Origin of the sequence: Phenylobacterium sp., from assembly GCF_036495085.1 — a bacterium.
In the GTDB taxonomy this organism is placed as follows: Bacteria; Pseudomonadota; Alphaproteobacteria; order Caulobacterales; family Caulobacteraceae; genus Phenylobacterium.
Window position 1 is genome coordinate 36,051 of the sequence record NZ_DASXNL010000155.1, and the last position, 25,530, is coordinate 61,580.

General features: G+C 66.5%; 24 protein-coding genes. 11 read left to right on the forward strand and 13 right to left on the reverse strand.

Features of this window, described 5'->3' with window-relative positions:
* The first annotated feature begins 141 nt into the window (after positions 1-141).
* The gene (locus VGI62_RS17465; protein WP_331505813.1) at positions 142-750 is read left to right on the forward strand and encodes an OmpA family protein; all 609 of its coding nucleotides are present in this window, start codon (positions 142-144) and stop codon (positions 748-750) included.
* A 110-nt stretch (positions 751-860) separates the two neighbouring features.
* Complete coding sequence (locus VGI62_RS17470) at positions 861-1,595, forward strand: hypothetical protein (RefSeq protein WP_331505814.1); 735 nt, start codon at positions 861-863, stop codon at positions 1,593-1,595.
* Here VGI62_RS17470 and VGI62_RS17475 read toward each other — a convergent pair.
* Positions 1,592-3,052 carry a PAS domain S-box protein gene (locus VGI62_RS17475; protein WP_331505815.1) on the reverse strand — a complete coding sequence of 487 codons (1,461 nt, stop codon included), beginning with the start codon at positions 3,050-3,052 and terminating at the stop codon, positions 1,592-1,594. The two genes, VGI62_RS17470 and VGI62_RS17475, sit on opposite strands and share 4 nt — an antisense overlap.
* A gap of 177 nt (positions 3,053-3,229) precedes the next feature.
* Between VGI62_RS17475 and VGI62_RS17480 the strand changes: the two genes are divergently transcribed.
* Both VGI62_RS17480 and asnB read left to right on the forward strand, forming a co-directional pair.
* Entirely contained in the window at positions 3,230-4,258 is a 1,029-nt protein-coding gene (locus tag VGI62_RS17480; RefSeq protein WP_331505816.1) for a glycosyltransferase, read from the forward strand.
* Positions 4,258-6,027: an asparagine synthase (glutamine-hydrolyzing) gene (asnB, locus tag VGI62_RS17485; RefSeq protein WP_331505817.1), complete on the forward strand. Its 1,770-nt coding sequence runs from the start codon at positions 4,258-4,260 to the stop codon at positions 6,025-6,027. The genes VGI62_RS17480 and asnB overlap by 1 nt, the downstream gene beginning before the upstream one ends.
* Positions 6,028-6,074: 47 nt before the next feature.
* Here the strand turns inward: asnB and VGI62_RS17490 are convergent, their stop codons facing one another.
* The 3 genes from VGI62_RS17490 to VGI62_RS17500 form a co-directional block, all read right to left on the reverse strand.
* The gene (locus VGI62_RS17490) at positions 6,075-7,067 is read right to left on the reverse strand and encodes an NAD(P)H-dependent flavin oxidoreductase (RefSeq protein ID WP_331505818.1); all 993 of its coding nucleotides are present in this window, start codon (positions 7,065-7,067) and stop codon (positions 6,075-6,077) included.
* Between the two features lie 9 nt (positions 7,068-7,076).
* Positions 7,077-9,050, reverse strand: a complete 1,974-nt coding sequence (locus VGI62_RS17495; RefSeq protein WP_331505819.1) for a M1 family metallopeptidase — start codon at positions 9,048-9,050, stop codon at positions 7,077-7,079.
* A gap of 83 nt (positions 9,051-9,133) precedes the next feature.
* Positions 9,134-10,246, reverse strand: coding sequence for an NAD(P)/FAD-dependent oxidoreductase (locus VGI62_RS17500; RefSeq protein ID WP_331505821.1), 1,113 nt, complete (start codon positions 10,244-10,246; stop codon positions 9,134-9,136).
* A 105-nt stretch (positions 10,247-10,351) separates the two neighbouring features.
* Between VGI62_RS17500 and VGI62_RS17505 the strand changes: the two genes are divergently transcribed.
* From VGI62_RS17505 to VGI62_RS17515, 3 genes are all read left to right on the forward strand, one after another.
* Positions 10,352-11,542: a serine hydrolase gene (locus VGI62_RS17505; protein WP_331505822.1), complete on the forward strand. Its 1,191-nt coding sequence runs from the start codon at positions 10,352-10,354 to the stop codon at positions 11,540-11,542.
* Positions 11,543-11,594: 52 nt separating this feature from the next.
* On the forward strand, positions 11,595-12,557 hold the full coding sequence (locus tag VGI62_RS17510) for a sugar phosphate isomerase/epimerase (RefSeq protein WP_331505823.1): 963 nt from the start codon (positions 11,595-11,597) through the stop codon (positions 12,555-12,557).
* A gap of 95 nt (positions 12,558-12,652) precedes the next feature.
* Entirely contained in the window at positions 12,653-13,573 is a 921-nt protein-coding gene (locus VGI62_RS17515; RefSeq protein ID WP_331505824.1) for a sulfotransferase domain-containing protein, read from the forward strand.
* A 24-nt stretch (positions 13,574-13,597) separates the two neighbouring features.
* On the opposite strand, the gene lpdA is transcribed toward VGI62_RS17515, so the two are convergent.
* From lpdA to VGI62_RS17535, 4 genes are read right to left on the reverse strand one after another with little or no spacing between them, the layout of a single operon-like run.
* Positions 13,598-14,995 (reverse strand): dihydrolipoyl dehydrogenase, encoded by a 1,398-nt coding sequence (gene lpdA / locus VGI62_RS17520; protein ID WP_331505825.1) that lies wholly within the window; start codon positions 14,993-14,995, stop codon positions 13,598-13,600.
* A 4-nt stretch (positions 14,996-14,999) separates the two neighbouring features.
* Positions 15,000-16,289: a dihydrolipoamide acetyltransferase family protein gene (locus VGI62_RS17525; protein ID WP_331505826.1), complete on the reverse strand. Its 1,290-nt coding sequence runs from the start codon at positions 16,287-16,289 to the stop codon at positions 15,000-15,002.
* Positions 16,290-16,294: 5 nt separating this feature from the next.
* On the reverse strand, positions 16,295-17,359 hold the full coding sequence (locus tag VGI62_RS17530; RefSeq protein WP_414695701.1) for an alpha-ketoacid dehydrogenase subunit beta: 1,065 nt from the start codon (positions 17,357-17,359) through the stop codon (positions 16,295-16,297).
* A gap of 14 nt (positions 17,360-17,373) precedes the next feature.
* A complete protein-coding gene (locus VGI62_RS17535; RefSeq protein ID WP_331505828.1) occupies positions 17,374-18,615 on the reverse strand; it encodes a 3-methyl-2-oxobutanoate dehydrogenase (2-methylpropanoyl-transferring) subunit alpha in 1,242 nt (413 codons plus the stop codon).
* A 471-nt stretch (positions 18,616-19,086) separates the two neighbouring features.
* On the opposite strand from VGI62_RS17535, the gene VGI62_RS17540 reads away from it, so the two are divergent.
* From VGI62_RS17540 to VGI62_RS17550, 3 genes are read left to right on the forward strand one after another with little or no spacing between them, the layout of a single operon-like run.
* A complete protein-coding gene (locus VGI62_RS17540) occupies positions 19,087-19,584 on the forward strand; it encodes an Lrp/AsnC family transcriptional regulator (RefSeq protein ID WP_331505829.1) in 498 nt (165 codons plus the stop codon).
* Between the two features lie 22 nt (positions 19,585-19,606).
* Positions 19,607-20,506, forward strand: coding sequence for a pirin family protein (locus VGI62_RS17545; protein WP_331505830.1), 900 nt, complete (start codon positions 19,607-19,609; stop codon positions 20,504-20,506).
* Positions 20,507-20,546: 40 nt separating this feature from the next.
* On the forward strand, positions 20,547-21,917 hold the full coding sequence (locus tag VGI62_RS17550) for an L-serine ammonia-lyase (protein WP_331505831.1): 1,371 nt from the start codon (positions 20,547-20,549) through the stop codon (positions 21,915-21,917).
* 207 nt (positions 21,918-22,124) lie between these two features.
* On the opposite strand, the gene VGI62_RS17555 is transcribed toward VGI62_RS17550, so the two are convergent.
* From VGI62_RS17555 to VGI62_RS17575, 5 genes are all read right to left on the reverse strand, one after another.
* A complete protein-coding gene (locus VGI62_RS17555) occupies positions 22,125-22,397 on the reverse strand; it encodes a hypothetical protein (protein ID WP_331505832.1) in 273 nt (90 codons plus the stop codon).
* Complete coding sequence (locus tag VGI62_RS17560; protein WP_331505833.1) at positions 22,394-22,729, reverse strand: metalloregulator ArsR/SmtB family transcription factor; 336 nt, start codon at positions 22,727-22,729, stop codon at positions 22,394-22,396. The genes VGI62_RS17555 and VGI62_RS17560 overlap by 4 nt, the downstream gene beginning before the upstream one ends.
* Complete coding sequence (locus VGI62_RS17565) at positions 22,729-23,397, reverse strand: glutathione S-transferase family protein (RefSeq protein ID WP_331505834.1); 669 nt, start codon at positions 23,395-23,397, stop codon at positions 22,729-22,731. Before VGI62_RS17565 ends, VGI62_RS17560 begins: the two co-directional genes overlap by 1 nt.
* 76 nt (positions 23,398-23,473) lie before the next feature.
* Entirely contained in the window at positions 23,474-24,097 is a 624-nt protein-coding gene (pgsA, locus tag VGI62_RS17570) for a CDP-diacylglycerol--glycerol-3-phosphate 3-phosphatidyltransferase (protein ID WP_331505835.1), read from the reverse strand.
* Between the two features lie 119 nt (positions 24,098-24,216).
* Positions 24,217-24,624: a DUF1801 domain-containing protein gene (locus tag VGI62_RS17575; RefSeq protein ID WP_331505837.1), complete on the reverse strand. Its 408-nt coding sequence runs from the start codon at positions 24,622-24,624 to the stop codon at positions 24,217-24,219.
* A gap of 152 nt (positions 24,625-24,776) precedes the next feature.
* On the opposite strand from VGI62_RS17575, the gene VGI62_RS17580 reads away from it, so the two are divergent.
* Entirely contained in the window at positions 24,777-25,529 is a 753-nt protein-coding gene (locus tag VGI62_RS17580) for a DoxX family membrane protein (RefSeq protein ID WP_331505838.1), read from the forward strand.
* Position 25,530 lies beyond the last annotated feature (1 nt).

Below are 25,530 nucleotides of genomic sequence, written 5' to 3' on the forward strand. Positions count from 1 at the left end.
GCTGGAGTTGCCTCGCAGCGCGCGGCCGCCCGTCGTCGTTCCGCCACAGTTCAAGGCTGAACAAGGCGGGGGGGCGTTGAGTCTGAGTTGAGTCAAACATGGGGCGCCGGGGGTCGGCCATTGGCGACTGAGAGGAACGAGATGCAACAGACGACACGAAGCTTGGTGGGGGTGCGGACATTCGGGATGGGCGCAGCGGTGCTGATAGGCGCCCTGTCGCTTGGCGGCTGCGCGACGGAAAAATACGTCAACGAGCACGTCGCTACGGTCGATACGCGGGTCTCAGCGGTCGACACGCATCTCGGCGACGTCGACACCCGCCTCGGCGCCACCGACAAGACGGCTCAGGATGCGCTGCAGCGGGCCACCGCGGCCGGCAAACTCGCAGAGGGCAAATTCGACTATGCCGTCGTGCTGTCGGACGACTCGGTGAAGTTCCCGACCAACGCCCACCAGCTGTCGCCGGAGGCCCAGGCCCGTCTCGCGGAACTGGCGACGCGGCTTAAGAACGACAACAAGAACGTCTATCTGGAAATCCAGGGTCACACCGATTCCAAAGGATCGCCGGCCTATAATGAAATGTTGGGTCAGCAGCGGGCCGAAGCCGCCCGCCTGTTCCTCAACAAGCAAGGCGTCGCCTTGAACCGCATAGCTACGATCTCTTACGGCCAGGACGACCCGGTCGCGCCCAACAACACGCGCGATGGCCGCGCCCAGAACCGGCGGGTCGTAATTATCGTCATGTCCTAACGGGGTGCGCCGATCTGCCGGAGTGGCTGTTGACGGCGAATCCGGCAGATCGCCCTTCCCACCTGAGAACAATCCTTGCCGGGCCGGCTGGGCCCACGCATGACAGTCCCATGCGCAATTTCGTGTTCGCCACGGGGCTGGTTTTCGCCTGCCTCGCCGCATCGGCCCATGCCCAGGGCTATTCCCCGGCCGCCAAGCGCGTGCTCGCTCAGGCGCGCGCGGCCTCGGGTGGGGCCGGTTGGGACTATCTGCGCGGCTGGCATGAGACAGGGCATGAGGGCGGTGCGCCCTATGAGCGCTGGTTCGACACCCTGCGCTACGGCATGCGCATCGAAACCCGTGAGGCGGGCGGCGTCCATGTGCGCGGGTTCAACGGTCAGGGCGAATGGCAGATCCTGCCCAACGGCGCCAAGACCGGCGGCGACGAACGAGTGGCCGTGGCGAAAGCCCGGACGAGCGCCTTCTTAGGCGCCTACGGTTTCTTCTACCCGGGCCGTTTCGATGCGCGTGGCGAATATGTCGGCGTGCGGGCGCGCGAGGGTCGGCCATTCGAGGTGGTGAGCGTGAAGCCCTGGGGTGGAGAGGCGCGCGAACTCTGGTTCGACAAACGCAGCCATCTCCTTGGCCTTATCGTCGATCGTGCGGGTCCCAATCCGGTCATCGTACAGCTCTCGGACTATCGCCGGGTGGGAGCGCTGTTGGTCCCCTATCGAATCACGGTGGCCGGCGCAGCGCCGGACAGCCCTGACACCAGGCAAGTCGAGAGCGTGGCCTTCACTCCGCCAGATCGCAACCTGTTCAGCCTGCCTCGCCCCCCCGGAGCCCCGGCCGCCGGCGGATCCTAAAAGCCGTCGAACAGGGTTGGCACGTCCTCATGCTGCGGTGTCTGCGCCTGCATCGTGCAGGTGAAACCGCTGGGTCGGTAACTCATCATCGCAGAGCCCCGCAGTTCGCCGCGCAATCCTTGTTCAATAAGCCGGGAGCCGAAACCCCGGCGGGCCGGCGGCTTTACGGGCGGACCGCCGGACTCGGCCCAGGTCAGCTGCACGCGGTCGTCCGCCTCATCAAAGGTCCAGGAGAGGTCGACGTGTCCATCGTCGACCGATAGTGCGCCGTATTTCACCGCGTTGGTGGCGAGCTCATGAAAGACCAGCGCCATGGTCAGAGCCGCGCCGGGCTGAAGCCGCACCGGCGGGCCACCGATCGTGACCTGGCCGGAGGCCGCCCCGTCGAAGGGAGACAGTGCGCGCTCGGCCACCTCCTGCAGGCCCGCGCCGTGCCAGCGTTCGCGGGTCAGGAGGTCGTGCACTTCCGAAAGGCCGAGGAGGCGAGCCTCAAACTTCTCGTAGGCCGCGCCCGGGTCGCGTTCGGTCCGTAATGTCTGGGCCGCCATCGACTGGACCGTGGCGAGCGTATTCTTCACGCGATGGTTCAGCTCGTTGATCATCAGCCGAAGCTGGTTCTGGTAGCGAAGTTGTCCCGCCTCGGCCTGCTTGCGCGCTTCAATGTCCTCAATGATCGAGACGAAGTAGGCCGGTTCGTCGGCCTGACCACGGACGAGGGAGACGGTCAGGTTGACCCAGACGAGTTCGCCGGACTTGGTCTGGGATCGCGTCTCGATTGAGTACTGGTCGATTTCACCGGCCACCAGCGCTGCGGTCTGGGCGAGATTCGCTGCGAGATCGTCGGGATGGGTGATTTGGCGCGGGGCCAGGGTGTCGAGCTCGTCACGACCGAAGCCGGTGATCGCGCAAAAGCGATCATTCACTTCCAGAAAATGCCCGTCGAGCGCCACGCGTGCGACGCCCATCGCGGCCTGATTGAAGACGGCGCGGTAGCGAGCCTCCGCCGCCTCCAGGCGCATCCTGGCCTCGACGGCGGGGGTCACGAACTCGGTGTAGAGCACCAGGCCGCCAATCGCGCCCTCGTCGGTGCGCCAAGGCCTGAGCGACCAGCGAACCCAGTCCATGCGTCCGTCGCGGACGTAAGGATCGGCTTCGTGGCTGAGCTCCACACCCTCCCTCAGGGCGAGTGCGTGCAGGTCGCGCCAACGCTGGGGGACTTCCGGAAACACGTCGTAGTGCAGTCGCCCGACCAGCGGCATGTCGCCAGGCAAGCCCTGCTCGGTCAGGAATTGGCTGGAGGCGGCGAGATAGCGCATCTCGCGGTCGAAGATCGCGATCCCTAGCGGCGCCTGTTTCAATGCAGTCAAGACACCGGACAGCGTGGAAATCTGCAGCGCCGCCTCCGCGTCGCCGACGCCGGCCGAACTCTGTCGCCCTGTCACAACATCAGACTGCACGATCACTGCCTTGCGCCGAAACCAGTAAAGCGCCTGCGAAAGCGGCAGGCTCCGAACAATTACGACGTTATGCCAACCTGCGCCATGAGGACTGGACCTGAGGCGCTGCGACCGGAACCCCTATGCAGACCTTGGCCCTTGGGCCGAGGCCCCTGACCCGCTAGGTTCGCCGCACACATGAGCGTGCTGCACCTCCTGGGAACGGCCGGCGACGGCGGGGCGGAGACCTACTTCGTCGACCTGCTGACGGCGTTGCGGCGCGCGGGCGTGAGCGAGGCTGCGGCCATCCGCCATCATCCTGGCCGCGAGGCGGCGCTGAAGGCGGCCGGCATACCCGCAAAAGTGCTTGGTTTCGGCGGACCGCTCGACGTCCTGACCAAACCGGCGGCTGCCGGCTACGCGCGCCTGCAAAAGACGAAGCTGGCTCTGGCCTGGATGAACCGGGCGGCCCGGCACACGCCCAAGGGGCCCTGGGCGCGGATCGGCCGGCTGGGCGGCTACTACAATCTCAAATACTACCAGGGCTTCGAGGAGCTGGTCGCCAACACCGAGGACATCGCGGAGTGGATCGTGGGCCAGGGCTGGCCTGCGGGCCGCGTCCGCTGCATCCCGAACTTCGCCACAGCGCCGCCAGACGGTGGCCCGCTCGACCGCGCGAGCCTGGAGACACCGAACGATGCGCCGCTGCTGCTGGCGATGGGCCGGCTGCATGACTCCAAGGCCCACGACGTGAGCCTGCAGGCTCTGACCGAGTTGCCGGACGCTTATCTCTGGATCGCGGGTGTGGGGCCGCTGGAGGCCAAGCTGAAGGCCATGGCGACCGTTCTCGGCGTGGCCGGGCGCGTGCGGTTCCTGGGATGGCGCAACGATCCCTCGGCGCTCTATCGCGCGGCTGACGTCTGCGTATTCCCCTCACGCTACGAGCCGCTCGGCAATGTCGTGATTCAGGCCTGGGCGCACGGCCTGCCGGTCGTGGCGGCGGCGAGCCAGGGACCAAGGGCGCTAATCGAGAATGGCCGCGATGGCCTGTTGATCCCGGTCGATGATCCCGGCGCGCTGGCGGAAGGCGTGCGCAGCGTCCTGGCCAAGCCGAAGCTTGCCGCGGGTTTCACGGCGCGGGGGCTGGGCCGCGTGGCCGCCGAGTTCTCTGAGACCGCCGTGGTCGCCCAGTGGACGGCGCTCTTCTCGGACTACGGTGCCGCCTGATGTGCGGCATCGCCGGCCAGCTCGGAGGGCGCGACGCCCGCGTCCCTGAAATGATCGCCGCCCTGACGCATCGCGGGCCCGATGGCGTCAGGATCGAGGAAACAGCCGGTGCGGCCCTGGCGCATGCCCGGCTCTCGATCATCGACCTGGAGGGCGGCTGGCAGCCGCTCCACGCCGCGGGCTCGACGGTGATCGGCAACGGCGAAATCTATAACTACCTCGAGCTGGCGAGAGACCACCAACTTGGGAACCTGCTGGCCACCGGCTCCGACTTCGAGCCGCTGCTGCACCTCTATGCCCGCCAGGGCGAGACGGCCTTCGAGCGCTTGCGGGGGATGTACGCCTTCTGCCTGATCGGCGCGGACGGCCGCGCCTGGCTGGCGCGCGACCCTTTCGGCATCAAGCCGCTCTACGTCATGGAGCACGCGGAGGGACTCGCCTTCGCTTCGGAGCCCCGGGCCTTCTTCAAGGCCGGCTTGATGCAGAAAGCTCTCGATGAGGAGGCCGCCCAGGAGCTGCTGTCCTTCAACTATACGCTAGGCGCCCGCACCCCGTTTCGCGGCCTACGAAGGCTCGCCCCAGGCGAAGTCTGTGAAATCCGCGACGGCCGCATCATATCGGGCCGGCGCCAACCTTGGCTCGAACCTCACGGCGAAGACAGAAGCGCACGTCCCCAGGCTCCAAGCTTGCGCCCGCCCGCCGCCAGCTTCGCCGCCGCCTCCCCTGGACTCTTCGGTTCGGAAGGCGATCAGGCAGTGCTTGGCCACCTAGACGCGGTCCTCGAGGACAGCGTGCGGGTTCACCAGCGCTCCGACGTGCCCTACGGCCTGTTCCTCTCGGGTGGGATAGACTCCGCGGCGATAGCCACTCTGATGGCCCGGCTGAACGAGCGGCCGGTGACCGCTTTCACCTGCGGGTTTGACGCGCCCGGCGCCAAGGACGAGCGGGCGCAGGCCGAGCGGGTGGCCCGCGCCCTTGGTCTCGACTGGCGGGAGACCAGCTTCGGCGAGGCGGATTTCTGGCGGATCGTGCCCGAGGTCGCCTGGGCAATGGACGACCCGACCGCCGACTATGCGACGCTGCCGACCTACAAGCTCGCCGAGGCTGCCAAGGGTACGCTGACCGTCGTCCTGACCGGCGAAGGCGGCGACGAGCTCTTCGGGGGCTATGGCCGCTATCGCCGCGCCCTCAGGCCTTCCTGGATGGGCGGGCGAGCGGCCGAACCCCGAGGCGGTGATGCCGCGGCGCTGGCGCGCTGGCGAACCGAGGCTGAGCCCCCCAAGGGGCTGACGCCCTTGCAGCGGGCACAGTGGGCCGACATCGCAACCTGGCTTCCCAACGACCTTCTCCTGAAGCTTGATCGCTGCCTGATGGCCCATGGTCTGGAAGGTCGCACACCATTCCTCGATCGCGAGGTGGCGGCTTTTGCATTCCCCCTGCCGGATCGGTTCAAGGTCCGCGGGCGCTACGGCAAGTGGCTGCTGCGCAAGTGGCTGGAGCGCACCTGCCCCGCCGCCGAGCCCTGGGCCCGCAAGCAGGGGTTCACGGTCCCCGTGGACGCATGGATCGCCCCACGGGCCTCCGATATCGCCGCGCGCATCGGCGACGTCGAGGCGGTGCGCCGGACCCGGCCGGACGCGGCAGCAGCCTTCGCCGCCGGCGGCGAGGGGGTGCGTTGGCCGCTACTCTTTCTGGCCGTCTGGGCGCGGATCCACCTGGAGGGCGCAGCGCCCGTCGAGGCCCTGGAGAGCGTCGCTGGCGTGGCTTAGCGACACTGGGGCGCGTCGCACCTCCCTTTCCCGCGAGGGGAGAACCTTCAGGCCGAGACTTGGCCGTACTTAGCGCTCATCTCGGCCACGGTCGCATCGAACTCGGCGATGGTCTCCGAGAGGATCTGGGCCACCGGTTTGATCTCGTCGATGCGGCCGGCGACCTGGCCGGAGAGCGCGATGGAGGCCTCCATGTCGCCGCCGAAGTAGAGCGCAAGCGCATTGCCGAATTCGCCCATGATGTTCGCAGGTGGCGCTTTCTCAAACTCGGTGGTTTTGGCCGTGCGCAGCGCTCGAAGAGCGGGCCCAGGTCCGAAACGATTGAGGAAGACGGTATCCGTCTCCTTCGCGCTGAGGATCATATCCTTCCAGTTCTGGTGCACCGGGCTCTCGGCCGAGGAGACCATTCGCGTGCCCATCTGCACGCCCTCGGCGCCCAGCGCGAAGGCGGCCGCCATGGTCCGCCCGTCGGTGATGCCGCCCGCGGCGATGACCGGCACGCCCACCTTGGAACAGACCAACGGCAAGAGGACCATGGTCGCAACCTCGCGGCTGTTCTTGAAGCCGCCGCCCTCCCCGCCTTCGACGACCAGGCCGTCGACGCCCGCCTCGATCGCCTTCATGGCCGCCGCAAGCGAAGGCACGACGTGGAAAACGGTCAGCCCCTTGCCCTTCAGCGCCTCGCAATAGCGGTTCGGATCGCCCGCCGAGGTGGTGACGAACTTTACGCCCTGGTCGGCAACAAACGAGACAATGTCCGGGTCGCGGACGAAGGCCTGGGCGACGTTGATCCCCCAGGGCTTGTCGGTAAGCGTGCGCATCTTTTTCACCTCCTCACGCACCTCGTCGAGGCGGCCGGAGGAGGTCTCGATGATGCCCAGTCCGCCTGCGTTCGACACCGCCGAGGCCAATTGAGCGCGGGCGATCCAGCCCATCGGCGCCTGGACGATTGGGTACCTGACCCCCAGCAGATCGGTGATGCGGTTCTTCATGCGTTCCTCCGTTGGCGCAGGATGCAGCCATGACGTTTGGGAACTCAAACCTGGCGTCTATTTTGGCCTGAAGCTGTTGTTCGTGCGGTCGCGGTCCGGAAGGCGGTGATCGGGGTCGATGGTCGCCTCGGCGATGGCCGGCCCGGGGTCGAGGTTGAAGACATGGGTCCCGGATTGCATCCAGGTCTCGACGGGGACACGGATCTCGCGCTTCTCGCCGGTCTTGTAGGTGATCCGCAGGGTCGCCGGCAGGACGAGCTGGCCGAGATTGACCACCGTCACCTTGGCGCCATTGGCAGGGTCTGCGCCAACGTACTGGACATCGGTGACGGCCAGGTCGTGGGTCCAGTTGTTGAGGAAGTAGCCGCGCCAGAACCAGGAGAGATCCTCGCCGCCGGCGCTTTCCATCGCTCGGAAGAAGTCGCTGGGTTTGGGGTGCTTATAGGCCCAGTCGGCGATGTACTTGCGGAAGGCAGGATCGAACCTCTGCGGTCCAAGAATATCTTCGCGCAACAGCGTGAGGCCGAAGGCGGCTTTGAAATAGGTGACCGGGTGCCGGTACTTCTCGCGCACCGTGTCAGCACGACTGACGATCGGCGGCGCCTCCGGGTCATTGAGCAGCACAGCAATCTGGTCAGCGGGCGCCTCGGGGCCCGGCGCATATTCGCCGTCGCGCTTAGGAGCGTAGAGACCGTTCGCGAAGTCATCGGACTCATAGACGTCGATGAAGGTGTTAAAGCCTTCGTCCATCCAGGCGTCACGGCGCTCGTCGGAGCCGACGATCATCGGAAACCAGCTGTGGCCGATCTCGTGAGCCGAAATGTAGAAGAGCGTTTTGGCCTTGTCGGTGATGCCGTCGAAGACGATCCCGGGATATTCCATGCCGGTCGCCGGTCCGGCCACATTGATGGCGTTCGGCCAGGGGTAGGAATACCAGCGCCTGGAGAACCGTTCGACGGCGTCTTTCATGTATTCGGTAGACCGGCTCCAGGCCCCCTCGCCGAGGCTCTCCGGCGGATAGACCGATTGGGCGAGCGCGGTCTTGCCCTCGGGCAGGTTGATCCGGGCGGCGTCCCAGACGAAGGCGCGACTGGCGGTGAAGGCGACGTCGCGGGTGTTTTCCATGTGGAAGCGCCACGTCTTCGTCGCGCCCGGCTTGGCGGCGACGGAGGCCACCACCTCCTCGGGTGTACGGATCACTACGGTTTTGTCGCTGGCCCGGGCCCGCTCCAGACGGACCAGCTGCTCGGGGCTCAGCACATCCTTTGGATTGGTGAGTGCGCCGGAGCCCGCGACGATCATGTCCGCAGGGACGCTCACGGCGTAATCGAAGCCTCCGTACTCAAGGTAGAACTCGTTGGCGAGGTAGGGGAGCGTGTCCCAGCCGCGCTGGTCGTCGTAGACCGCCATCCGCGGATACCATTGGGCGATGTCGTAGATGTCGCCGTTCCTGTTGGAGTTCCACGCGGTGCGGCCGCCGAACAGGCCGGGGACGGTGTAGTGATAGCGGATATGCAGCTTCAGCCGGCCGCCGCCCGCCTTCAGCGCCTGGGGCAGGTCCACCCGCATTCGGGTGTCGTTGACAACATAGTTCGCCCCCGCCGCCCGCCCCCCGCGCTCGATGGAGACCGCTTCAATGACGTAGCCCTCGGTCGATTGCGCCGCGTCGATCCGCCGCCCACCGGCCATGGCGTAGCCGCGGCTGTCGCGGCGATAGAGGTTCTGGTCGAGCTGCAGCCACAGCGCATCGAGGGCGTCGGGGCTGTTGTTCGTGTAGGTGATCGTCACCTCGCCGCTCAGCACGTGAGCCGTCGTGTCGAGGCGCGCGTCGATGTTGTAGTCGACGCGGTTCTGCCAGTAAGCCGGGCCCGGGGCGCCCGCGCCGGTGCGCAGCGTGCTGGCCGGCTGCGGCAGGGTCAGCGGCGCGAAGGTCTTCAGCGGGTCGTATGGCGCGGCGAGCGGGGGCTGGGCGGCGGCGGATGTCGCCGCGAAGACAGCCGCGGCCATGAACGCAAACAGTCGCAACGCCATAGTAATGGAATCCCCTCGAACGCGGACCTCATCTGACGCGGCATCGCCGAGCCTGCAAGTGCGGCCCAGCGGCTCAGTCCGCTTCAGAGGCCGAGACGAAGAGCCACCTCTTCTGCAATCGCGAGGGATGAGGTGAGTCCGGGGCTTTCGATGCCGAACATGGCGACGAGGCCCGGCAGGCGGTGTACGTCCTCGCCGTCGATACGGAAGTCGGGCTGCGGCTCGTCGGCGCCGTGGAGCTTGGGGCGGATGCCGGCGTAGTCCGGCGCGAGCGCGCCGTCCGGCAGGCCCGGCCAGAACCTGCGGATATATCGGGCGAAGGCCGGTTCCGCTTGAGGGTCGACGCTGTAATCAAGCTCGTCGACGTAGGTGAGGTCCGGGCCGAACACCGCCTGGCCGCCAAGGTCGCGGCGGTAGTGGGTGCCGAGCGCCCCGTGGATGGGCGGCGGGTAGATGAGGCGCGCGAACGGCGCCTTGCCCGCCAGGCGGAAATACATGCCCTTGCCATAGTGGCCCTTGGGGATGTTCGCGGCTGGAAAATCCTCGATCTCGGCGGCGACGGCCTGGGCCGAAAGACCCGGCGCGGTGACCAGGTAGCGGCACGTAAACGTCGTCGGCTCATCGCCGCCGGCCTGGACGGAAAATCCCCGGCCTTCCCGCGGGGTGGCGCGCTCGAACGGCGTCGAGAGCGCCACCGCCCCGCCGCTGGCCTCGATCTCCCCCTGCAAGGCCAGCATATAGCCGTGGCTGTCGAAGATCCCGCTCTCGGGAGAGATCAGCGCACCTTCGCAGTTCAGCTCCGGTTCCAAGGCCAAGGCTTCAGCCTTGGTGAGCCGGGCCATGCCTTCGACGTCGTTGATGCGCGCCTGGTCTAGGATCTCGTCCAGGCGCCCGACCTCATCGGAGGTGGTCGCCACAACCAGTTTGCCGCAACGATCGAAGTCGATGTGATGGGTTTTCAGAAAGGCGTAGAGCGCCCGGCGCCCGGTCACGCAGAGCCGGGCCTTGAGGGAGCCGGTTGGATAGTAGAGGCCGCCGTGGATCACTTCGGAATTGCGTGAGGACACGCCTTGGCCGATGGCGCTCTCTTGCTCCAGCACCGCGACCGTCAGTCCGCGCCTCGAGAGGGCATAGCCGCAGGCCAGGCCCACCGCGCCAGCTCCCACCACCACCGCATCGAAGTCGAACTCAGCCATAGCTTGGCCTAACGCGTGTCTCACCAAATCGAAACCCATCTGAGTTCACGGAAGACATGGAACGCGCCGCGCTCTAGCTTTCCCCGCGCGGTTTCGGGAGGCGTGATGCGCAAGAGTGTCTGGTTGGCCGCTGCGGCGACGGTCATCGCCGGGGCGGCCCATGCCCAGGTGGCGTTGGATGAGTCGAAGCCTCAGCCGATCGCCTCGATCCTGACGTGGACGCCGGAGCAGCAGGCCACGGGCTACCGGTCGATCGAGACGATCTTCAAGACACATACGATCAAGCGTGGGGCGAAGGTCCATCCGCTTCCGCTCGCCGCCAGGCAGATCGAGCCGACCTTCACCTACCAGGGCAGGACCTGGACAACCGACGACTACATGAAGGCTTATCGCGTCTCCGGCGTCCTGGTGCTGAAGGATGGCAAGATCGTGCTCGAGAAGTACGGCCTTGGCCGCAGGCCGACGGACCGCTGGACCTCGTTCTCGGTGGCCAAATCGGTGACCTCGACACTGGTCGGCGCGGCGATCCAGGATGGCAAGATCAAGAGCCTGAACGATCCGGTGACCGCGTACATTCCGGAGCTGAAAGGCTCTGCCTACGAGGGTGTCACCGTCCGAGAGATGCTGATGATGAGCTCGGGCGTGAAGTGGAACGAGGACTACACAGACCCCAAGTCCGACGTGGCCCTGGCCGGCGGATCGGTCACCGAGCCCGGCGTCAACCCGATGGTCAGCTACCTGCGAAGGCTGCCGCGCGCCAACAAGCCGGGGACCAAGTTCAACTATAACACCGGCGAGACCGACCTTGTGGGCGTGCTGGTCTCCAAAGCGACCGGCGAGACCTTGGCGCAGTACGCCTCGGAAAAGATCTGGAAGCCCTATGGCATGGAGCAGGACGCCATCTGGATGACCGATCCGGGCGGCCAGGAACGTGGCGGCTGCTGCATCTCCATGACGCTGCGGGACTACGGCCGCATCGGCCTTCTCATTGCGAGCGGCGGCGTCGCCAACGGCAGGCGTGTGGTACCGCCCTGGTGGGTAGGCCAGGCGACCAAAGTCGAGATCGACAATGGCTCCCCTCCACCGGCCGGCTACGGCTACTTCTGGTGGATTCGCTCTAACGACGTCTATGAGGCGGTTGGCATCTTCGGCCAGTCGGTGACAATCTTCAAAAAGGAACACCTGATCATTGTCGTGAATTCCGCCTGGCCGACGGCGATCGGCAAGGAGCTCGGCGCGGCGCACAACGCGTTCCTCGAAGGGGTGCGTGCGGCGGCGCGCGACACTTCAACATGATCATCGGCGTCAGGTTGGGCGCCGGAAACCAGGCAAGCGGGGGAATTGGGAGATGATCGAATTGTCGCGACGGGCAGCCATTGGAGCGGGTCTCGCAGGCGCCGCGGCCGCGCTGGGCCCAGGCTCGGTCGCTGCGGCGACAGGCACGCCATTCTTCAAGCGCACGGGCCTGCCGATCGGCTTGCAACTCTACACGCTTGGCGACGGACTGAAGGCCGACCTGGACGGGCAACTGGGGCAGGTCGCCAAGGCCGGCTACCGGAGCGTCGAGATGGCCGGTTACCTCGGCCGAAGCCCGCAGGAATTGCGGGCGGCTTTCGACAAGGCGGGCCTCGTTTGTCCGAGCGCCCACTTCCAGGCGCGCTCCTCGGCCACGGAGCCGGGGCTGGCGGACGTCGATAAGGTGATCGCCGACGCACATGTGCTCGGCATCCGCCACATCGTGCTGCCGATGTTCGCGATCCCGGCCCACGTGAACATGACGCCTTCGGCGGGCGAGGATCGCCGCGCCGTCCTGGCCCGCCTCGCCACGCAGATGACGGCCGACGACTGGAAGGCGACCGCCGACTTCCTGAATGCCAAAGCCGCGCCGTTGAAGGCCGCCGGGCTTACGCTGGGCTATCACAATCACAACGTCGAGTTCGCTCCGCTGGGCGCGACCACCGGGATGGATATCCTGCTCAAGAACACCGACCCGGCGCTGGTCAGCTTCGAGATGGACGCAGGCTGGGTGGTTGCCGCCGGCGCCGATCCGTTCGCTCTCTTGAAGGCCCGGCCACACCGCTTCACCCAGATGCACGTGAAGGACGTGAAAGCGACCACCAAGCCAAACTTCGCCTTCCAGCAGGACCCGACCGAGGTGGGCTCGGGCACCATCGACTGGAAACGGCTCCTCCCCGCCTCCTACGCGGCAGGCGTGCGCGGCTTCTTCGTCGAACAAGAGGCGCCCTACGACAAGCCGCGCATGGAATCGGTGCGGATAAGCGGCGAATACCTGAATGGGCTTGTCGCCTAGAAAGGGCGAACGTCGATCGCCCAATCGATTTTTCTCTCCGCGAAAGGTGTATAGCGTCCGGGCGCCAGCGGCAGAGCGGCGCAGGGGGCAGCGACATGGATCAGCTCACGCGGCGCCGGGCGCAGAGCGCGGCGGAGTTCGGCGAGGTTGTCGGGAAGCTGTTCGTGCCCGCCGACATCGGTGCGGGCATCGGCAGCTATCGCCCCCGGCCGACCGACGTGTTGATCACCCCCTACGGCAAATGTGGGACAACCTGGCTGCAGCAGATCTTTCACACCCTGCGCACGCGCGGCGACTTCGCTTTCGACGACATCTCGCGCGTCGTGCCCTGGATCGAGACTGCGGCGATCGTCGGCCTGGATCTTGAGGCGCCGCAGCGGGCCGAACCACGCGGCTTCAAGAGCCACCTCTCCTACTCCAGCGTGCCGAAGGGCGCGCGCTACATCGTGGCCTTCCGCGAGCCGAAGGACGCCTTCCTGTCCATGTACCGCTTCATGGAGGGCTGGTTCATGGAGCCCGGCGCGGTTCCTATCGCCGACTTCGCGCAGGACTGGATGGCCCGGACAGCCGTTGGCGCCGACTATTGGAACCACCTGCTAAGTTGGTGGGGCGAGCGCGACAATCCGAATGTGCTGATCCTCACCTACGAGCAGATGAGCGCCGAGCCGCAGGCCACCGTCCGCCGGGTCGCCGCTTTCAGCGGCCTGGCGCTGGACGACGAACTGATGGCTCTGACGCTGGAGCGCTCGTCATTTCAGTTCATGCTGGCTCACAAGGATCGGTTCGACGACGCCATGTTGCGAGCCGCGTCTGAAGTCCGCTGCAATCTGCCGCCGAACTCGGATTCCTCCAAGGTCCGCAAGGGCGGCTCCGGTGGAGGCAGACAGGAGCTCCCACCCGAGATCGCCGCAGCCCTCGATGCCAAGTGGTGCGAGATGGTGACGCCTGTGAGCGGGTTCTCAGACTACGCCGCGCTCGAGGCCGAGGTGCGGCGACGGAAACGCGCCGTCGCCTAGAGTAACGGCCCCTCGCTCCAGCCGTCAGATATGAACCGGGTGCCCCAGAGCCCTGAGCGCCGCCTCGTGCACCGCTTCCGACAGGGTTGGGTGGACGTGGATGGTTCCGGCCAGGTCCTCAAGCCGCGCGCCCATCTCGATGGACATGGCGAATTCGCCTGAAAGCTCGGAGACATGCGCTCCCACCGCCTGCAGGCCCACGACCCGATGATCGGCCTTTCGCGCCACCACCCGAGCAAAGCCGCCGCCGTCGCCGGTTCCCATGGAGAGCGCCCGGCCATTGGCCTGAAGCGGGAATACTGCGCTGAGCGGATCGTGTCCCGCCGCGGCCGCCTCGTCGGGCGAAAGCCCGGCCGAGACGATCTCCGGTTCGGTGAAGCAGACCGCGGCGATGGCCGCTGGATCGAACGTGCGGTTTTGGCCCGCGATCACCTCGACAGCCACATGCGCCTGCGCGATGGCCTTGTGCTCCAGCATGGGCTCGCCGGCGAGATCGCCGATGGCGTAGACGCCGCTCATCGACGTCTGCATGCGGCCATTCACCTTGACGAAGGCGCCGGCCATCTCGACACCCATGTTCTCCAGGCCCCAGCCCTCGATGCGAGCGCGGCGGCCGACCGTGACGAGCAGTTTGTCGGCGGGAATTCCCAGCCTTTCACCGTTCTTGTCCACGCTCAGTTCGCCGTTCGTCCAGGCCGTCGCCTTCGCCGAGAGGTGCACGCCGACGCCCGACTTCTGAAGCCAGGCCTTCACCGGCTTGGTGAGGGCTTCATCGTATTGCGGAAGGATGCGGTCCAACGCCTCCACGACCGTCACTTCGCAGCCGAACTTGCGGAAGGCTGAGCCGAGCTCAAGACCGATATAGCCCGCGCCGATCACCGCCAGGCGCCTAGGCGCCTTCTCGAGCGCCAGCGCCTCGGTGGAGGAGATCACGTCGCCGCCGAAGGGGATGTGCGGCAAGGCGGTGGCGACGGAGCCTGCCGCCAAGATCACAGTCTCGGCCTTGATGGTGACCGGCCCGTCGTCGGTTTCCACGTGGCAGGTTTTGGCGTCGCTGAAGGTCCCCCAGCCGGCCACGACGCGGGTCTTGGCGCGCTTCAAAAGCGCGACGACCCCGCCGTTCAGCTTGTCGACCACGCTCTCCTTCCAGGCGACGGTCCTGGCCATGTCGAGTACGGGCGGCGAGCTGAGCGAGATGCCGTCCTTCGCTCCTTGCGCCGCCTCGACCATGCCCTCGAACTTCGAGGCGACATGGATCAGCGCTTTCGAGGGTATGCAGCCGCGGATCAAGCACGTGCCGCCCAAGCGGTCCGCCTCCACGAGCACGGTGTCGATACCGAGCTGGCCCGCCCGGATCGCCGCGGCGTAGCCGCCCGGTCCGCCGCCCAGGATCAGGAGGCGGGTGGTGATGGTCTCGGCCACGGCGTCAGTCCATGAAGAGGGTTGCGGGGTGTTCCAGCATGGCTCTGACCCGCTGGATGAATTCCGCCGCGTCATAGCCGTCTACGACCCGGTGATCGAAGGACGACGACAGGTTCATCATCTTGCGCACGGTGATCTGGCCGTGCCGCACGACGGGCCGCTCGACGATCTTGTTGGGACCGATGATGGCCACTTCCGGGTAGTTGATCACGGGCGTCGTGGCGATGCCGCCCAGTGGACCGAGCGAGGTGATGGTGATCGTGGAGCCAGAGAGATCATCCTTAGATCCCTTGCCGGACCTCCCGATGTCCGCGGCGCGCGCCACTTCCACGGCGGCGGCCCAAACATCAAGCGCTTCAGCATGCCTCACCACCGGCACCACGAGCCCGCTCGAGGTCTGCGTCGCGATCCCGATGTGGACGCCCGCGTGGCGATGCACCACACCGGCTTCGTCGTCGAAGCGCGCGTTGATCTGCGGATAGGCAGGCAGCACGCGGACCAGGGCGCGCATGATGAACGGCAACACCGTCAACTTCGGCTGATCGTCGCGCTTGGTCGTGTTCAGGTGGACGCGGAGTTCTTCCAGCTCCGTCATGTCGACCTCCTCGACATAGGCGAAGTGCGGGATGCGGCGCTTGGACTCCTGCATCTGCCGGGCGATGGCGCGGCGCATGCCGATGACTTTCACCTCGTCCACACCGGTCCGCTTGGCGAGGGTCGACGGCGCGGGTGGCGCACTCGAACCGGCTCCGGCTATGAAGATATCGAGGTCCTCATGGGTGATGCGGCCCGCCGGGCCCGTTCCCGCCACCTGAGTGAGCTTGATCCCCAGGTCCTCCGCCCGCCGGCGCACCGCTGGAGAGGCCAGCGGCTTCTCGCCCTCGGCGCGCGTGGGTATGGCGCGGCCGGGCGCCTGGACGGCTACGCTGGGCGCAGCCGCCACCACAGCGGGCGCCTGCGTCGCCTGAGGCGCCTCAGGCGCCTCAGCGTCGACCTGAGGGGCCTGGGGGCGCGCCGGCGGACTGCGGTCCGTCGCGGCTGCGTTGCCGGCGCCTTCGACCTCGAACACCGCGATCGGGCCCCCTACGGCGGCCATGTCCCCCGGCGCGCCATTGAGCTCGATCAGCTTGCCGGCGACGGGCGAGGTCATCTCCACCGTGGCCTTGTCGGTCAGCATGTCGACGAGCGGGGCGTCCTCGGCGACAACGTCGCCCACCTTGACGTGCCAGGCGACGATCTCAGCCTCGGCCGTGCCCTCCCCCAGATCCGGCAGCTTGAAGACGAAACGTCCCACGGGCCCTAGGCCTCCATCACGCGTTTGAGGGCTGCGCCGATGCGCTTCTGACCCGGGAAGTATTCCCATTCGAAGGCATGGGGATAGGGCGTGTCCCAACCTGTGACCCGCTCGATGGGCGATTCCAGATTGTAGAAGCAGGCCTCCTGGACGAGCGCCGAGAGTTCAGCGCCGAAACCCGACGTCCGCGTCGCCTCGTGCACGATCACGCATCGGCCGGTCTTCTTCACCGAGGCGGCGATGGCCTCGATATCGACCGGCGCAAGCGTGCGAAGATCGACCACTTCGGCGTCCACGCCGAGCGCCTCGGCGGCGGCCACCGCCACGTGCACCATTGTCCCATAGGCCAGGACCGTGACCTCGGCGCCCTCCCGCGCTATTCGCGCCTTGCCAAGCGGCACCTTGTAGTAGCCCACGGGCACGTCATTGCCCGGGATCTTCTGCCACGGGGTGACCGGCGTGTCGGGATTGCCGTCGAACGGGCCGTTGTAGAGCCGCTTGGGCTCGAAGATGAGGACGGGGTCGTCATCCTCGATGGCCGCGATCAGGAGCCCCTTTGCGTCGAAGGGCGTCGAGGGGATCACCGTCTTGATTCCGGCGACGTGAGTGAATAGCGCCTCGGGGCTCTGGCTATGGGTCTGGCCGCCGAAGATGCCGCCGCCGTACGGCGTGCGGATCGTCATCGGGCACCAGAAATCTCCCGCCGAGCGGTAGCGCAGCCTGGCCGCCTCCGACACGATCTGATCGTAGCCCGGGTAGATGTAGTCGGCGAACTGGATCTCGACGCACGGACGCAGGCCATAAGCCGCCATGCCGATCGCCGTGCCGATCAGTCCTGCCTCGGCGATCGGGGTGTCGAAGCAGCGGTTCAGGCCGTGTTTCTTCTGCAGGCCCTCGGTGGCCCGGAAAACGCCGCCGAAGTAGCCGACGTCCTCGCCGAAGACGAGCACGTCGGGATCGCGGCCCAGCATCACATCCATGGCCGAGTTGATTGCCTGGATCATGTTCATCTTCGCCGTCTCGGGCGGTGCGCCGCCCTCCTCGGCCTTCGCGGCGGCGGGCGCGGTCATTGGCTTGTTCATCGTCAAACCCCCAGTTCCTGCCGCTGCCGGATCAGGCGCCAGTCCATTTCCTTGTAGACGTCCTCAAACATGGTCTTGACGCTGGGTCGGTCGCCCGCGTGCAGGGTGCCATGCGCTTCGGACTCCTTGCCGGCGGCCCGGACTTCTTCGACCAATTCCTCGTGCAGCGCCTGCTGCTGCGCATCCGACCATTCGCCCAGATGGATCAGGTGGGCCTTCAGCCGTTCAATCGGGTCTCCCAAGGGCCAGAGCTTGGCTTCTTCGGCGGGTCGGTAGCGGGTCGGGTCGTCGGAGGTGGAGTGCCCCTCCGCCCGATAGGTGAAATGCTCGATCACCGTTGCTCCGAGATCGGAGCGTGCGCGCTCAACGGCCCATTGCGTAGCTGCATAAACCGCGAGGAAATCGTTTCCGTCCACGCGCAGCGAGGGCAGATTGTAGCCGATGGCGCGCGATGCGAACGGCGCCTCCTCTCCGCCGGCTATGCCCTGGAACGAGGAAATGGCCCACTGGTTGTTGACGATGTTCAGGATCACCGGGGCGCGATAGACCGAGGCGAAGGTGAGTGCGTGGTGGAAGTCGCCCTCTGCGGTCGATCCGTCACCGATGTAGGCCGAGGCGATACGATCATCGCCCTTCAGGGCTGAAGCCATGGCCCAGCCCACGCCCTGCGTGAACTGGGTCCCGAGATTGCCTGAAATGGTGAAAAAGCCGTCCGCCTTGGACGAATACATCACCGGCAGCTGGCGGCCTTTCATCGGGTCCAGGGAGTTGGAGTAGACTTGGTTCATCATCTCGACGATGGGGTAGCCGCGCGCCAGCAGAATGCCTTGCTGGCGATAGGTCGGAAAACACATGTCGTCGTGGTTCAACACCATCGCCTGGGCGATCGAGACGGCCTCTTCCCCGGTGCATTTCATGTAGAAGCTGGTCTTGCCCTGCCGCTGGGCGCGATACATCCGATCGTCGTAGACGCGGGTCAGCATCATGGTCCGCAGGCCGCGCTTGAGCGTCTCGATATCCAGATTGGGGTTCCAGGGGCCCACGGCCTCGCCATCGGTGGCCAGCACGCGGACCAGGCCGTAGGCCAGGTCGCGCATGTCTTTCGGCTGGGTGTCGGTCGCTGGACGAGGCGTCGCACCGGCTTCCGAAATATTGAGGTTCGAGAAGTCGGGTTTTTCGCCCGGCCGGAAGCGCGGCTCGGGGATGTGGAGGCTGAGAGGCCGACTGTTCTTCAGCGTCGTCATGGCCGGTCCTTGCAGAAGCGCAAAGCGCGATGTCCGGGGGTGAGCTTGGTGTCCGGCGCGCCGCGGACACTATCGATACAACTGCACATAAATGATCCTTATCGGCCGGGTTCGAGCAAGTCTCTTGCCACGTCCAGCCCAACGTCGCGCAATCATACCACTACGACGTGATATCAGGGTCGGTTTAACCTCGCATTGAAAAAATCCGCTGAGCTTCGTTCGGCGCGCCGTGTCTCGAGCCGGGCAGGAGCGTCGACGGCACTGAGGCGATGCAAACTCTGCCTTCTGTGAGCAGAAACTTGTCGTCGCCCGTCACTTCAGGGCGCCACTTCGCAATTTTATTCCTTCCGCCCCTCGCCCGCGGCTTGGAAGATCATGTAAGTATGTCGCGATTGCTTGCCAAAAGCGTGCCGTAGCCGATCGGTTCCAGGGCACGACGAAGCCGATTTTCGGCGACCGGGGGAGGAAAACTTGTCTGAGGTGCTGGACGCTGTCGATGCAAAGATACTCGACCTCATCCAGCATGACGCGGGCTTGTCAGTCGCCGAGATCGCCGAACGCGTCGGATTGTCCTCCAGCCCTTGCTGGCGGCGGATCAAGCGGCTCGAGGACGCCGGCGTCATTCAGCGGCGCGTGACGATCCTCGATCGGGAGAAGCTCGGTCTGGGTTTCGAGGTCTACTGCACCGTCAAGCTGAGCCTGCCGACCCGGGACAACCTCGACTCCTTCGAATCCGCAATCGGCAAGCTGTCGGAAGTCGTGCAGTGCGCCACGGTCACCGGATCGGCTGACTATGAATTGCGGGTCGTGACCCGCGACATGCACGCCTTCGACGACTTCCTGCGCGAGCGGATCTTGTCGTTGGGGCTGGTCTCCAACATCGAAAGCCGCATCGTCATCCGCTCGGTGAAGAACACCACCGCTGCGCCCCTGGGGCTGGTCAGTCCCTATGTGAGCGCGCAGGGATAGGCGCGCATAGACGGAGACGTTCGTGATCGAGCTCGTTATCGACCAACGACGCAAGGACCTCGGCGGGTTCGAGGTGGGGCGGGTGTTGCCGTTCCATTCACATCGGATGGTCGGACCGTTCATCTTTTTCGACCACATGGGGCCGGCGAGGTTCGAGGCGGGCTTCCCGCGCGACGTTGACGTCAGGCCGCATCCGCACATCGGGCTCTCCACGGTCTCCTACCTCTTCGAAGGCTCGATGACCCATCGCGATAGCGTCGGCTCGACCGAGGTGATCCGGCCGGGCGAGGTCAACTGGATGACCGCCGGCAAGGGCATCACCCATTCAGAGCGGTTCGAAGATCTGCGGGCGCACGGCGGAAGTATGCACGGCATCCAGGCATGGGTGGCCCTACCGGAGAGGGACGAAGAAGCCGACCCGGCGTTCTCGCACCATGGCTCCGACGACCTGCCGACCTATGAGAGCCCCGACGGCAAGCTGTGGGCCCGCCTGGTGGCCGGCCGCGCATTCGGCGTGGAAGCCAAGGTGAAGACCCATTCGCCGATGTTCTACATCCACTGGGCGCTAAAGGCCGGCGGCCAAGCCGACATCGGACCGGAATATTCCGAACGGGCGGCTTATGTCGCGCAAGGGATCGTGGAGGTCGACGGCCGCCAGATCCACGCGGGCCAGATGGCGATCCTGACGCCCGGACAAGGCGTGGTGTTCACAGCGGTGAGCGACGCTATCGTCATGCTGCTGGGCGGAGAGCCGGTCGGCGAGCGGTTCATCGAGTGGAACTTCGTGGCCTCCTCCAAGGACCGGATCGCCCAGGCCAAGTCCGATTGGAGGGCGGGGCGAATGAAGCTGCCGGACGCCGACGACAAGGAATTCATCCCCCTGCCGCCCGACCCGCCGGGCTCCGCCAATCCGATGAGCTGACCCAGTTTCACCCACCAGGAACTCGGCTACTGGAGCGCCGATGAACGTCAGCGTCTTCGACCTCTTCAAGCTCGGCATCGGTCCTTCCAGCTCGCACACCATGGGCCCGATGACCGCCGCCGGACGGTTTCTGCAGCGCCTCGGAGCGCGGGTGGAGCGCACGGTGCGGGTTGAGATCACGCTCTACGCCTCGCTGGCCCTGACCGGCCACGGCCACGCGACTGACCGGGCGGTGATCCTGGGGCTGGCTGGGTTCGAGCCGGCCAGCCTGGACCCGGATGAGGCTGATCGGGTGGTGGCGGCCGTTCGCTCGGAGGGTCGCTTGACCCTGGCCGGCCGGCACGAGATCGCCTTCGAAGAGAACCGCCACCTGCACTGGGAAGGCCGGACGCGCCTGCCCCTTCATCCCAACGCGCTGAAATTCGAGGCCTTCGACGTGGCAGGCGACCCGATCGAGGAGCGGACCTATTTCTCCATCGGTGGAGGATTTGTTCGGGACGAGGACGAAATGGGCCGCAATGCGCCGGCCGAAACCGGTCCGGCGGTCCCCTACCCGTTTGAGTCCGGCGAGGAGTTGCTGGAGATGGCGGCCGGCGCTGGCCTGACCATCGCCGGCGTCACGCGCGCCAACGAGCTGGCGCGACGCCCCGATGCCGAAACCGACGCCGGGCTCGATGAGATCGCAAACGCCATGTACGGCTGCATCGACCGCGGCATGCGCACCGACGGGATCCTGCCGGGCGGGCTGAAGGTCCAGCGGCGCGCGTTCCAGGTGCGCCAGTCGCTGATCTCGGACGCCGACAAGCGCATCGCCGACCCGCTGGCGGCGTTGGATTGGGTCAACCTGTGGGCGTTGGCGGTAAACGAGGAGAACGCCGCCGGCGGCCGCGTCGTGACCGCTCCGACCAACGGAGCGGCCGGCTTGGTCCCGGCGGTGCTGCGCTACTACGACCGCTTCCACAACGGGACAGCAGAGGGGCGGCGCACCTTCCTGCTCACGGCCGCTGCGATCGGCGCGCTCTACAAGAAGAACGCCTCGATTTCGGGGGCGGAAGTGGGCTGTCAGGGCGAGGTCGGCGTGGCCTGCTCGATGGCGGCGGCGGGACTTACGGCGGCGCTGGGCGCCACGAACGCCCAGATCGAGAACGCCGCCGAGATCGCCATGGAGCACAACCTCGGACTGACTTGCGACCCGATCGGCGGGCTGGTGCAGATCCCCTGCATCGAGCGCAACGCCATGGGCGCGGTAAAGGCCATCGACGCTTCCCGGCTGGCGCTGCTCGGCGATGGCCAGCACTCGGTCAGCCTCGACAAGGTAATCGCCACCATGAAGCGCACCGGAGAGGACATGAGCCACATCTACAAGGAAACCTCGCTCGGCGGCCTAGCCGTGAACCTCGCCGAGTGCTGAGCCTGGCGCGGCGAGCGACGCGCTCATAGACCTACGCATCGCTCGGACTGCGCCGAGGCGCCAGTCTGCGGGCCAGGGGCCTGGCGACCTTTGACCACGTCGCCGAAGCCGCAAGCTCCGGGGTTCAGGCTCCGGCGCGGGACGCAAGCCTCGCGTGAAACGGATCTCGGCGAAGCAGGCGCCGGACCGCAAGGCCGCCGCGTAGCTTTAGCTACGAGCGGATTTGCAGAGGTTCCGGGGAGCGGTGACCATGCCGGACTTCCACTTGCCCTTTAACCGCTCGTGGCCGCCGACCCGCAAATCGAACCGCCGCTCGACGATGTCCCAGGCCTCGTTGGGCCCGGAGAACCAGGCGTCCTTGCCGGCCTCGGTCGCGAAGGCTTCGAAGACCCGCCGGGGCGAAACGGATGGGTAGGTGCGCTCGATGGTGAAGACCCCGTGGGCGACGTTGTGTTCAGTGAGTTGCGCGGTTTCGGTCAAGTCGGTTCTCCGTCGGGAAACTGCTTGAGGTGCTCCCCCAGGCGACAAAGGCGGCGCTCCCACTCTCTGCGGCGCTGGTCGATCCACTGCTCGGCCAGGCTCAGGGCGGCGGGGTCCATACGGCATGTCCGGACGCGGCCGACCTTCTGCGAGGCCACGAGCCCGCTTGCCTCCAGGACGGCCAGGTGCTGGACGACGGCGGGCAGCGACATGGCGAGCGGCTGAGCGAGTTCGCTGACCGAAGCCGGCCCGCGGCTCAGTCGCTCGATCATGGCCCGTCGCGCCGGATCGGCCAGGGCATGAAAGGTAAGGTCGAGGGCGGCAACCGCCATCAGCCGTCCTTCAACGGGAAATACTGGAAATAGGGTCCGGCCTCGGCGAGCACGCGGGCCACGCTGGGTCGCGCCTTCAGCCGACCGAGGTAGGCCGCAAGCTTGGGCCACTCGGCGAGCGAGACCGCATAATCAGCGTAGAACAGGGCCGGCAGGGCGGCGCAGTCGGCCAGGGTGAAGGTCTCGCCCATGGCCCAGGCGTCCGTCCCCATCGGCTGGACGAGGTCGTAGCCGGCGCGGATGTCTGCGCGCGCCCGATCCACCTCCAACGGGTCGCGCTGGCCCTCGGCGCGCAGGCGGTCGGCAACCACACGCTGCAGGCCGTTGTGGATGTAGTTGTCGAACAATCGGTCGCGCAGCCGGGTTTGCCAGGCCAGGTCTGGACTCGCGGGAACCAGCGAGGCGGCGGAGGGATAGTGCTGGGCCAGATACTCGATGACGATGGTTGCTTCCGGCACGGTCCGGTCGAGCTCGTCGTCACGCAACACGGGGAACTTTGCGAGCGGCCAGACGGCGGCTAAGGCGGCGCGGTCGGCGGGATCGCCGAGGTTGACCATCCGGGGTTCGAACGCGACGTCGGCTTCGTAGAGCGCGATCAGCGCCTTCCAGCAGTAAGAGGATAGCGGATGATAATAGAGCGTCAGGGCCACGGTCGCCTCGCTGTACACTTAATCGTTTACTTAAGTATCAGTCCAGCGAGCGCGCGGCAAGCGGGGCGCGCCACCCACGCCCTACCTCCGATGCTCAGCCCTGCAGCGCCTTGCGGGTCTGTTCCCAGTACTGGGCGCCGGTGATCAGCGTGACGAGGGTCGCAAGCCAAAAGAGGCTATGGGCGGCGATGGTCACCGGGCCCTGCACGGCCGGATCCTGTGGCAGGAACGGGAACGCCCCCCAGGCGCCGACGACCAGCTCCATGGAGAGCGCCGTGAGCTGCAGCGTGGTCTTCCACTTGGCGAGCATGGTGACGGGCAGTTTCACGCCTTTGCCGGCCCCCACCTCACGCAGGGCGCTGACGGTGAACTCGCGGAACAGGATCAGGCCCGCTGGAAGCAGCACCATCGGCTGGGCGCCCAGCGACATCAGTCCCAGCACCGCGCCGCAGACCAGGACCTTGTCGCCGATCGGGTCGAGGATCGCGCCCCAGACGCTTTCGGCGCCCAGCTTGCGCGCCAGCCAGCCGTCGAAGAAGTCGGTCACCGCGGCGATGACAAAGGCATAGACGGCCCATCGCTGCAGAGCGAACTGCGCCTGCGGCTCCAGATGATCGGAGAGGCCTGGCACCGCGCCCGCGGCCGCCGCCAGGGCCACGAACATGAAAAGCGCCAGGACCAAGCGCATGGACGTCAGGATATTGGGCAGGGACTTCATCGCGTAATCCAGCGCGCCCACCGGCGCTTCGTTCCGGCCAGCTTAGCTGGTCATGCCCTGCGCCGGTACGGGGGAAGTGGCCCAAAGAGGAGTCGGGCGCTCTGGGCGCGTAAAAGGGGCTATCGACGCGGGGATCCGTTCAGAGCCACGGCGGCGCGCACCAGCGCCTTGAAGGCCTCGGCATCGAATTCGACGCCCTCGGCAATGTCGATGGCGCGCCGGGTGTTGCCTTCGAGGCTGGAGTTGAACAGGCCGGAGGGGTCGGCGAGCGAGGCGCCCTTGGCGAAGGTCAGCTTCACGACGGCCTTGTAGGTCTCGCCGGTGCAGATGATGCCGTCGTGCGACCACACCGGAACGCCACGCCACTTCCATTCCTCGACGACGTCTGGGTCCGCCTCCTTGATGAGGGCGCGGACACGGGCGAGCATCCTGCCGCGCCAGTCGTCCAGCTCCCTGATCCTCGCGTCGATCAGCCGGGAGGGGGATTCGGTCTGGGCGGTCGCTTGGGTTGTTGCGCTCTTTTTCATGGTGTTTGCAGGAGCCCCATTCGGCTGGTTCCCTGTCGGGTGACAGGTGGAAACGCCCAACACAGAGTTCAGGCGACCGGTTTCGAAGATGCGTTTTAAATGGGCTTGCGGGAAGCCGGCTCAAAAATCGGTCAGGAGAAGAGAGGACGCCCATGGGCGCCATCGGCAGACGCGTCTACGGGCTGGGGGCCGTCGTGCTCGGGGTCCCGGCGCTGGTCTTGGGCGACTTCGCTGCGCTCGGACTCCCCGTGCCGGTCGCGATGCCGGGCCAGCAAATCCTGCTCTACGCCAGCGCCGGGCTGCTGGTCGTCGCTGGGCTGGCGACCAACGCTCCCCGAACCCCGGCGATCGGGGCCCTGCTGCTGGCCGCATTCTTCAGCTTTTGGCTGCTGGCGCTGCACCTGCCGATCGCCCTGGCGAAGCCGGCGACCTGGGTCTCCTGGGAGGGCGTCGCGGAGACCGCGGTATCGGCGCTGGGCGGGGTGCTCGCCTACGCGCTTGCCCCAGGCGTCGGCCAGGCGCGCGCGGCGGCCAGCGTGCGTATCGTGCGCCCGCTGTTTGGCGTGGGCCTGTTGGTCTTCGGCGCCAGCGAATTCGTCTACGCCAGATTCACCGCCTCGATGGTCCCCGGTTGGCTGCCCCCCTCGCAGCTCTTCTGGACCTACGCCACCGGCGCGGCCCAGATCGCAGCGGGCCTGGCGATCGTGAGCGGGGTCCGGGCGCGACTGGCAGCGATGCTCCTAACCGCCATGTATCTGAGCTTCAGCCTGATCGTGCACCTGCCGAGATTGATCGCCAACCCGGCGAGCCACGGGAACTGGGCGGAGAACGGCGTAAACCTGATCCTGGCCGGCGCGGCGTGGGGCCTTGCCGAAGCCCTCCGCACGGAAAGGACGCAACGGTGAG

Excerpts from the sequence above, each read along its gene's own strand:
- VGI62_RS17465 (WP_331505813.1), top strand. The coding sequence starts at position 142 with ATGCAACAGACGACACGAAGCTTGGTGGGGGTGCGGACATTCGGGATG.
- VGI62_RS17470 (WP_331505814.1), top strand. The coding sequence starts at position 861 with ATGCGCAATTTCGTGTTCGCCACGGGGCTGGTTTTCGCCTGCCTCGCC.
- VGI62_RS17480 (WP_331505816.1), top strand. The coding sequence starts at position 3,230 with ATGAGCGTGCTGCACCTCCTGGGAACGGCCGGCGACGGCGGGGCGGAG.
- asnB (WP_331505817.1), top strand. The coding sequence starts at position 4,258 with ATGTGCGGCATCGCCGGCCAGCTCGGAGGGCGCGACGCCCGCGTCCCT.
- VGI62_RS17495 (WP_331505819.1), bottom strand. The coding sequence starts at position 9,050 with ATGGCGTTGCGACTGTTTGCGTTCATGGCCGCGGCTGTCTTCGCGGCG.
- VGI62_RS17500 (WP_331505821.1), bottom strand. The coding sequence starts at position 10,246 with ATGGCTGAGTTCGACTTCGATGCGGTGGTGGTGGGAGCTGGCGCGGTG.
- VGI62_RS17505 (WP_331505822.1), top strand. The coding sequence starts at position 10,352 with ATGCGCAAGAGTGTCTGGTTGGCCGCTGCGGCGACGGTCATCGCCGGG.
- VGI62_RS17510 (WP_331505823.1), top strand. The coding sequence starts at position 11,595 with ATGATCGAATTGTCGCGACGGGCAGCCATTGGAGCGGGTCTCGCAGGC.
- VGI62_RS17515 (WP_331505824.1), top strand. The coding sequence starts at position 12,653 with ATGGATCAGCTCACGCGGCGCCGGGCGCAGAGCGCGGCGGAGTTCGGC.
- VGI62_RS17530 (WP_414695701.1), bottom strand. The coding sequence starts at position 17,359 with ATGACCGCGCCCGCCGCCGCGAAGGCCGAGGAGGGCGGCGCACCGCCC.
- VGI62_RS17535 (WP_331505828.1), bottom strand. The coding sequence starts at position 18,615 with ATGACGACGCTGAAGAACAGTCGGCCTCTCAGCCTCCACATCCCCGAG.
- VGI62_RS17550 (WP_331505831.1), top strand. The coding sequence starts at position 20,547 with ATGAACGTCAGCGTCTTCGACCTCTTCAAGCTCGGCATCGGTCCTTCC.
- VGI62_RS17560 (WP_331505833.1), bottom strand. The coding sequence starts at position 22,729 with ATGGCGGTTGCCGCCCTCGACCTTACCTTTCATGCCCTGGCCGATCCG.
- pgsA (WP_331505835.1), bottom strand. The coding sequence starts at position 24,097 with ATGAAGTCCCTGCCCAATATCCTGACGTCCATGCGCTTGGTCCTGGCG.
- VGI62_RS17575 (WP_331505837.1), bottom strand. The coding sequence starts at position 24,624 with ATGAAAAAGAGCGCAACAACCCAAGCGACCGCCCAGACCGAATCCCCC.
- VGI62_RS17580 (WP_331505838.1), top strand. The coding sequence starts at position 24,777 with ATGGGCGCCATCGGCAGACGCGTCTACGGGCTGGGGGCCGTCGTGCTC.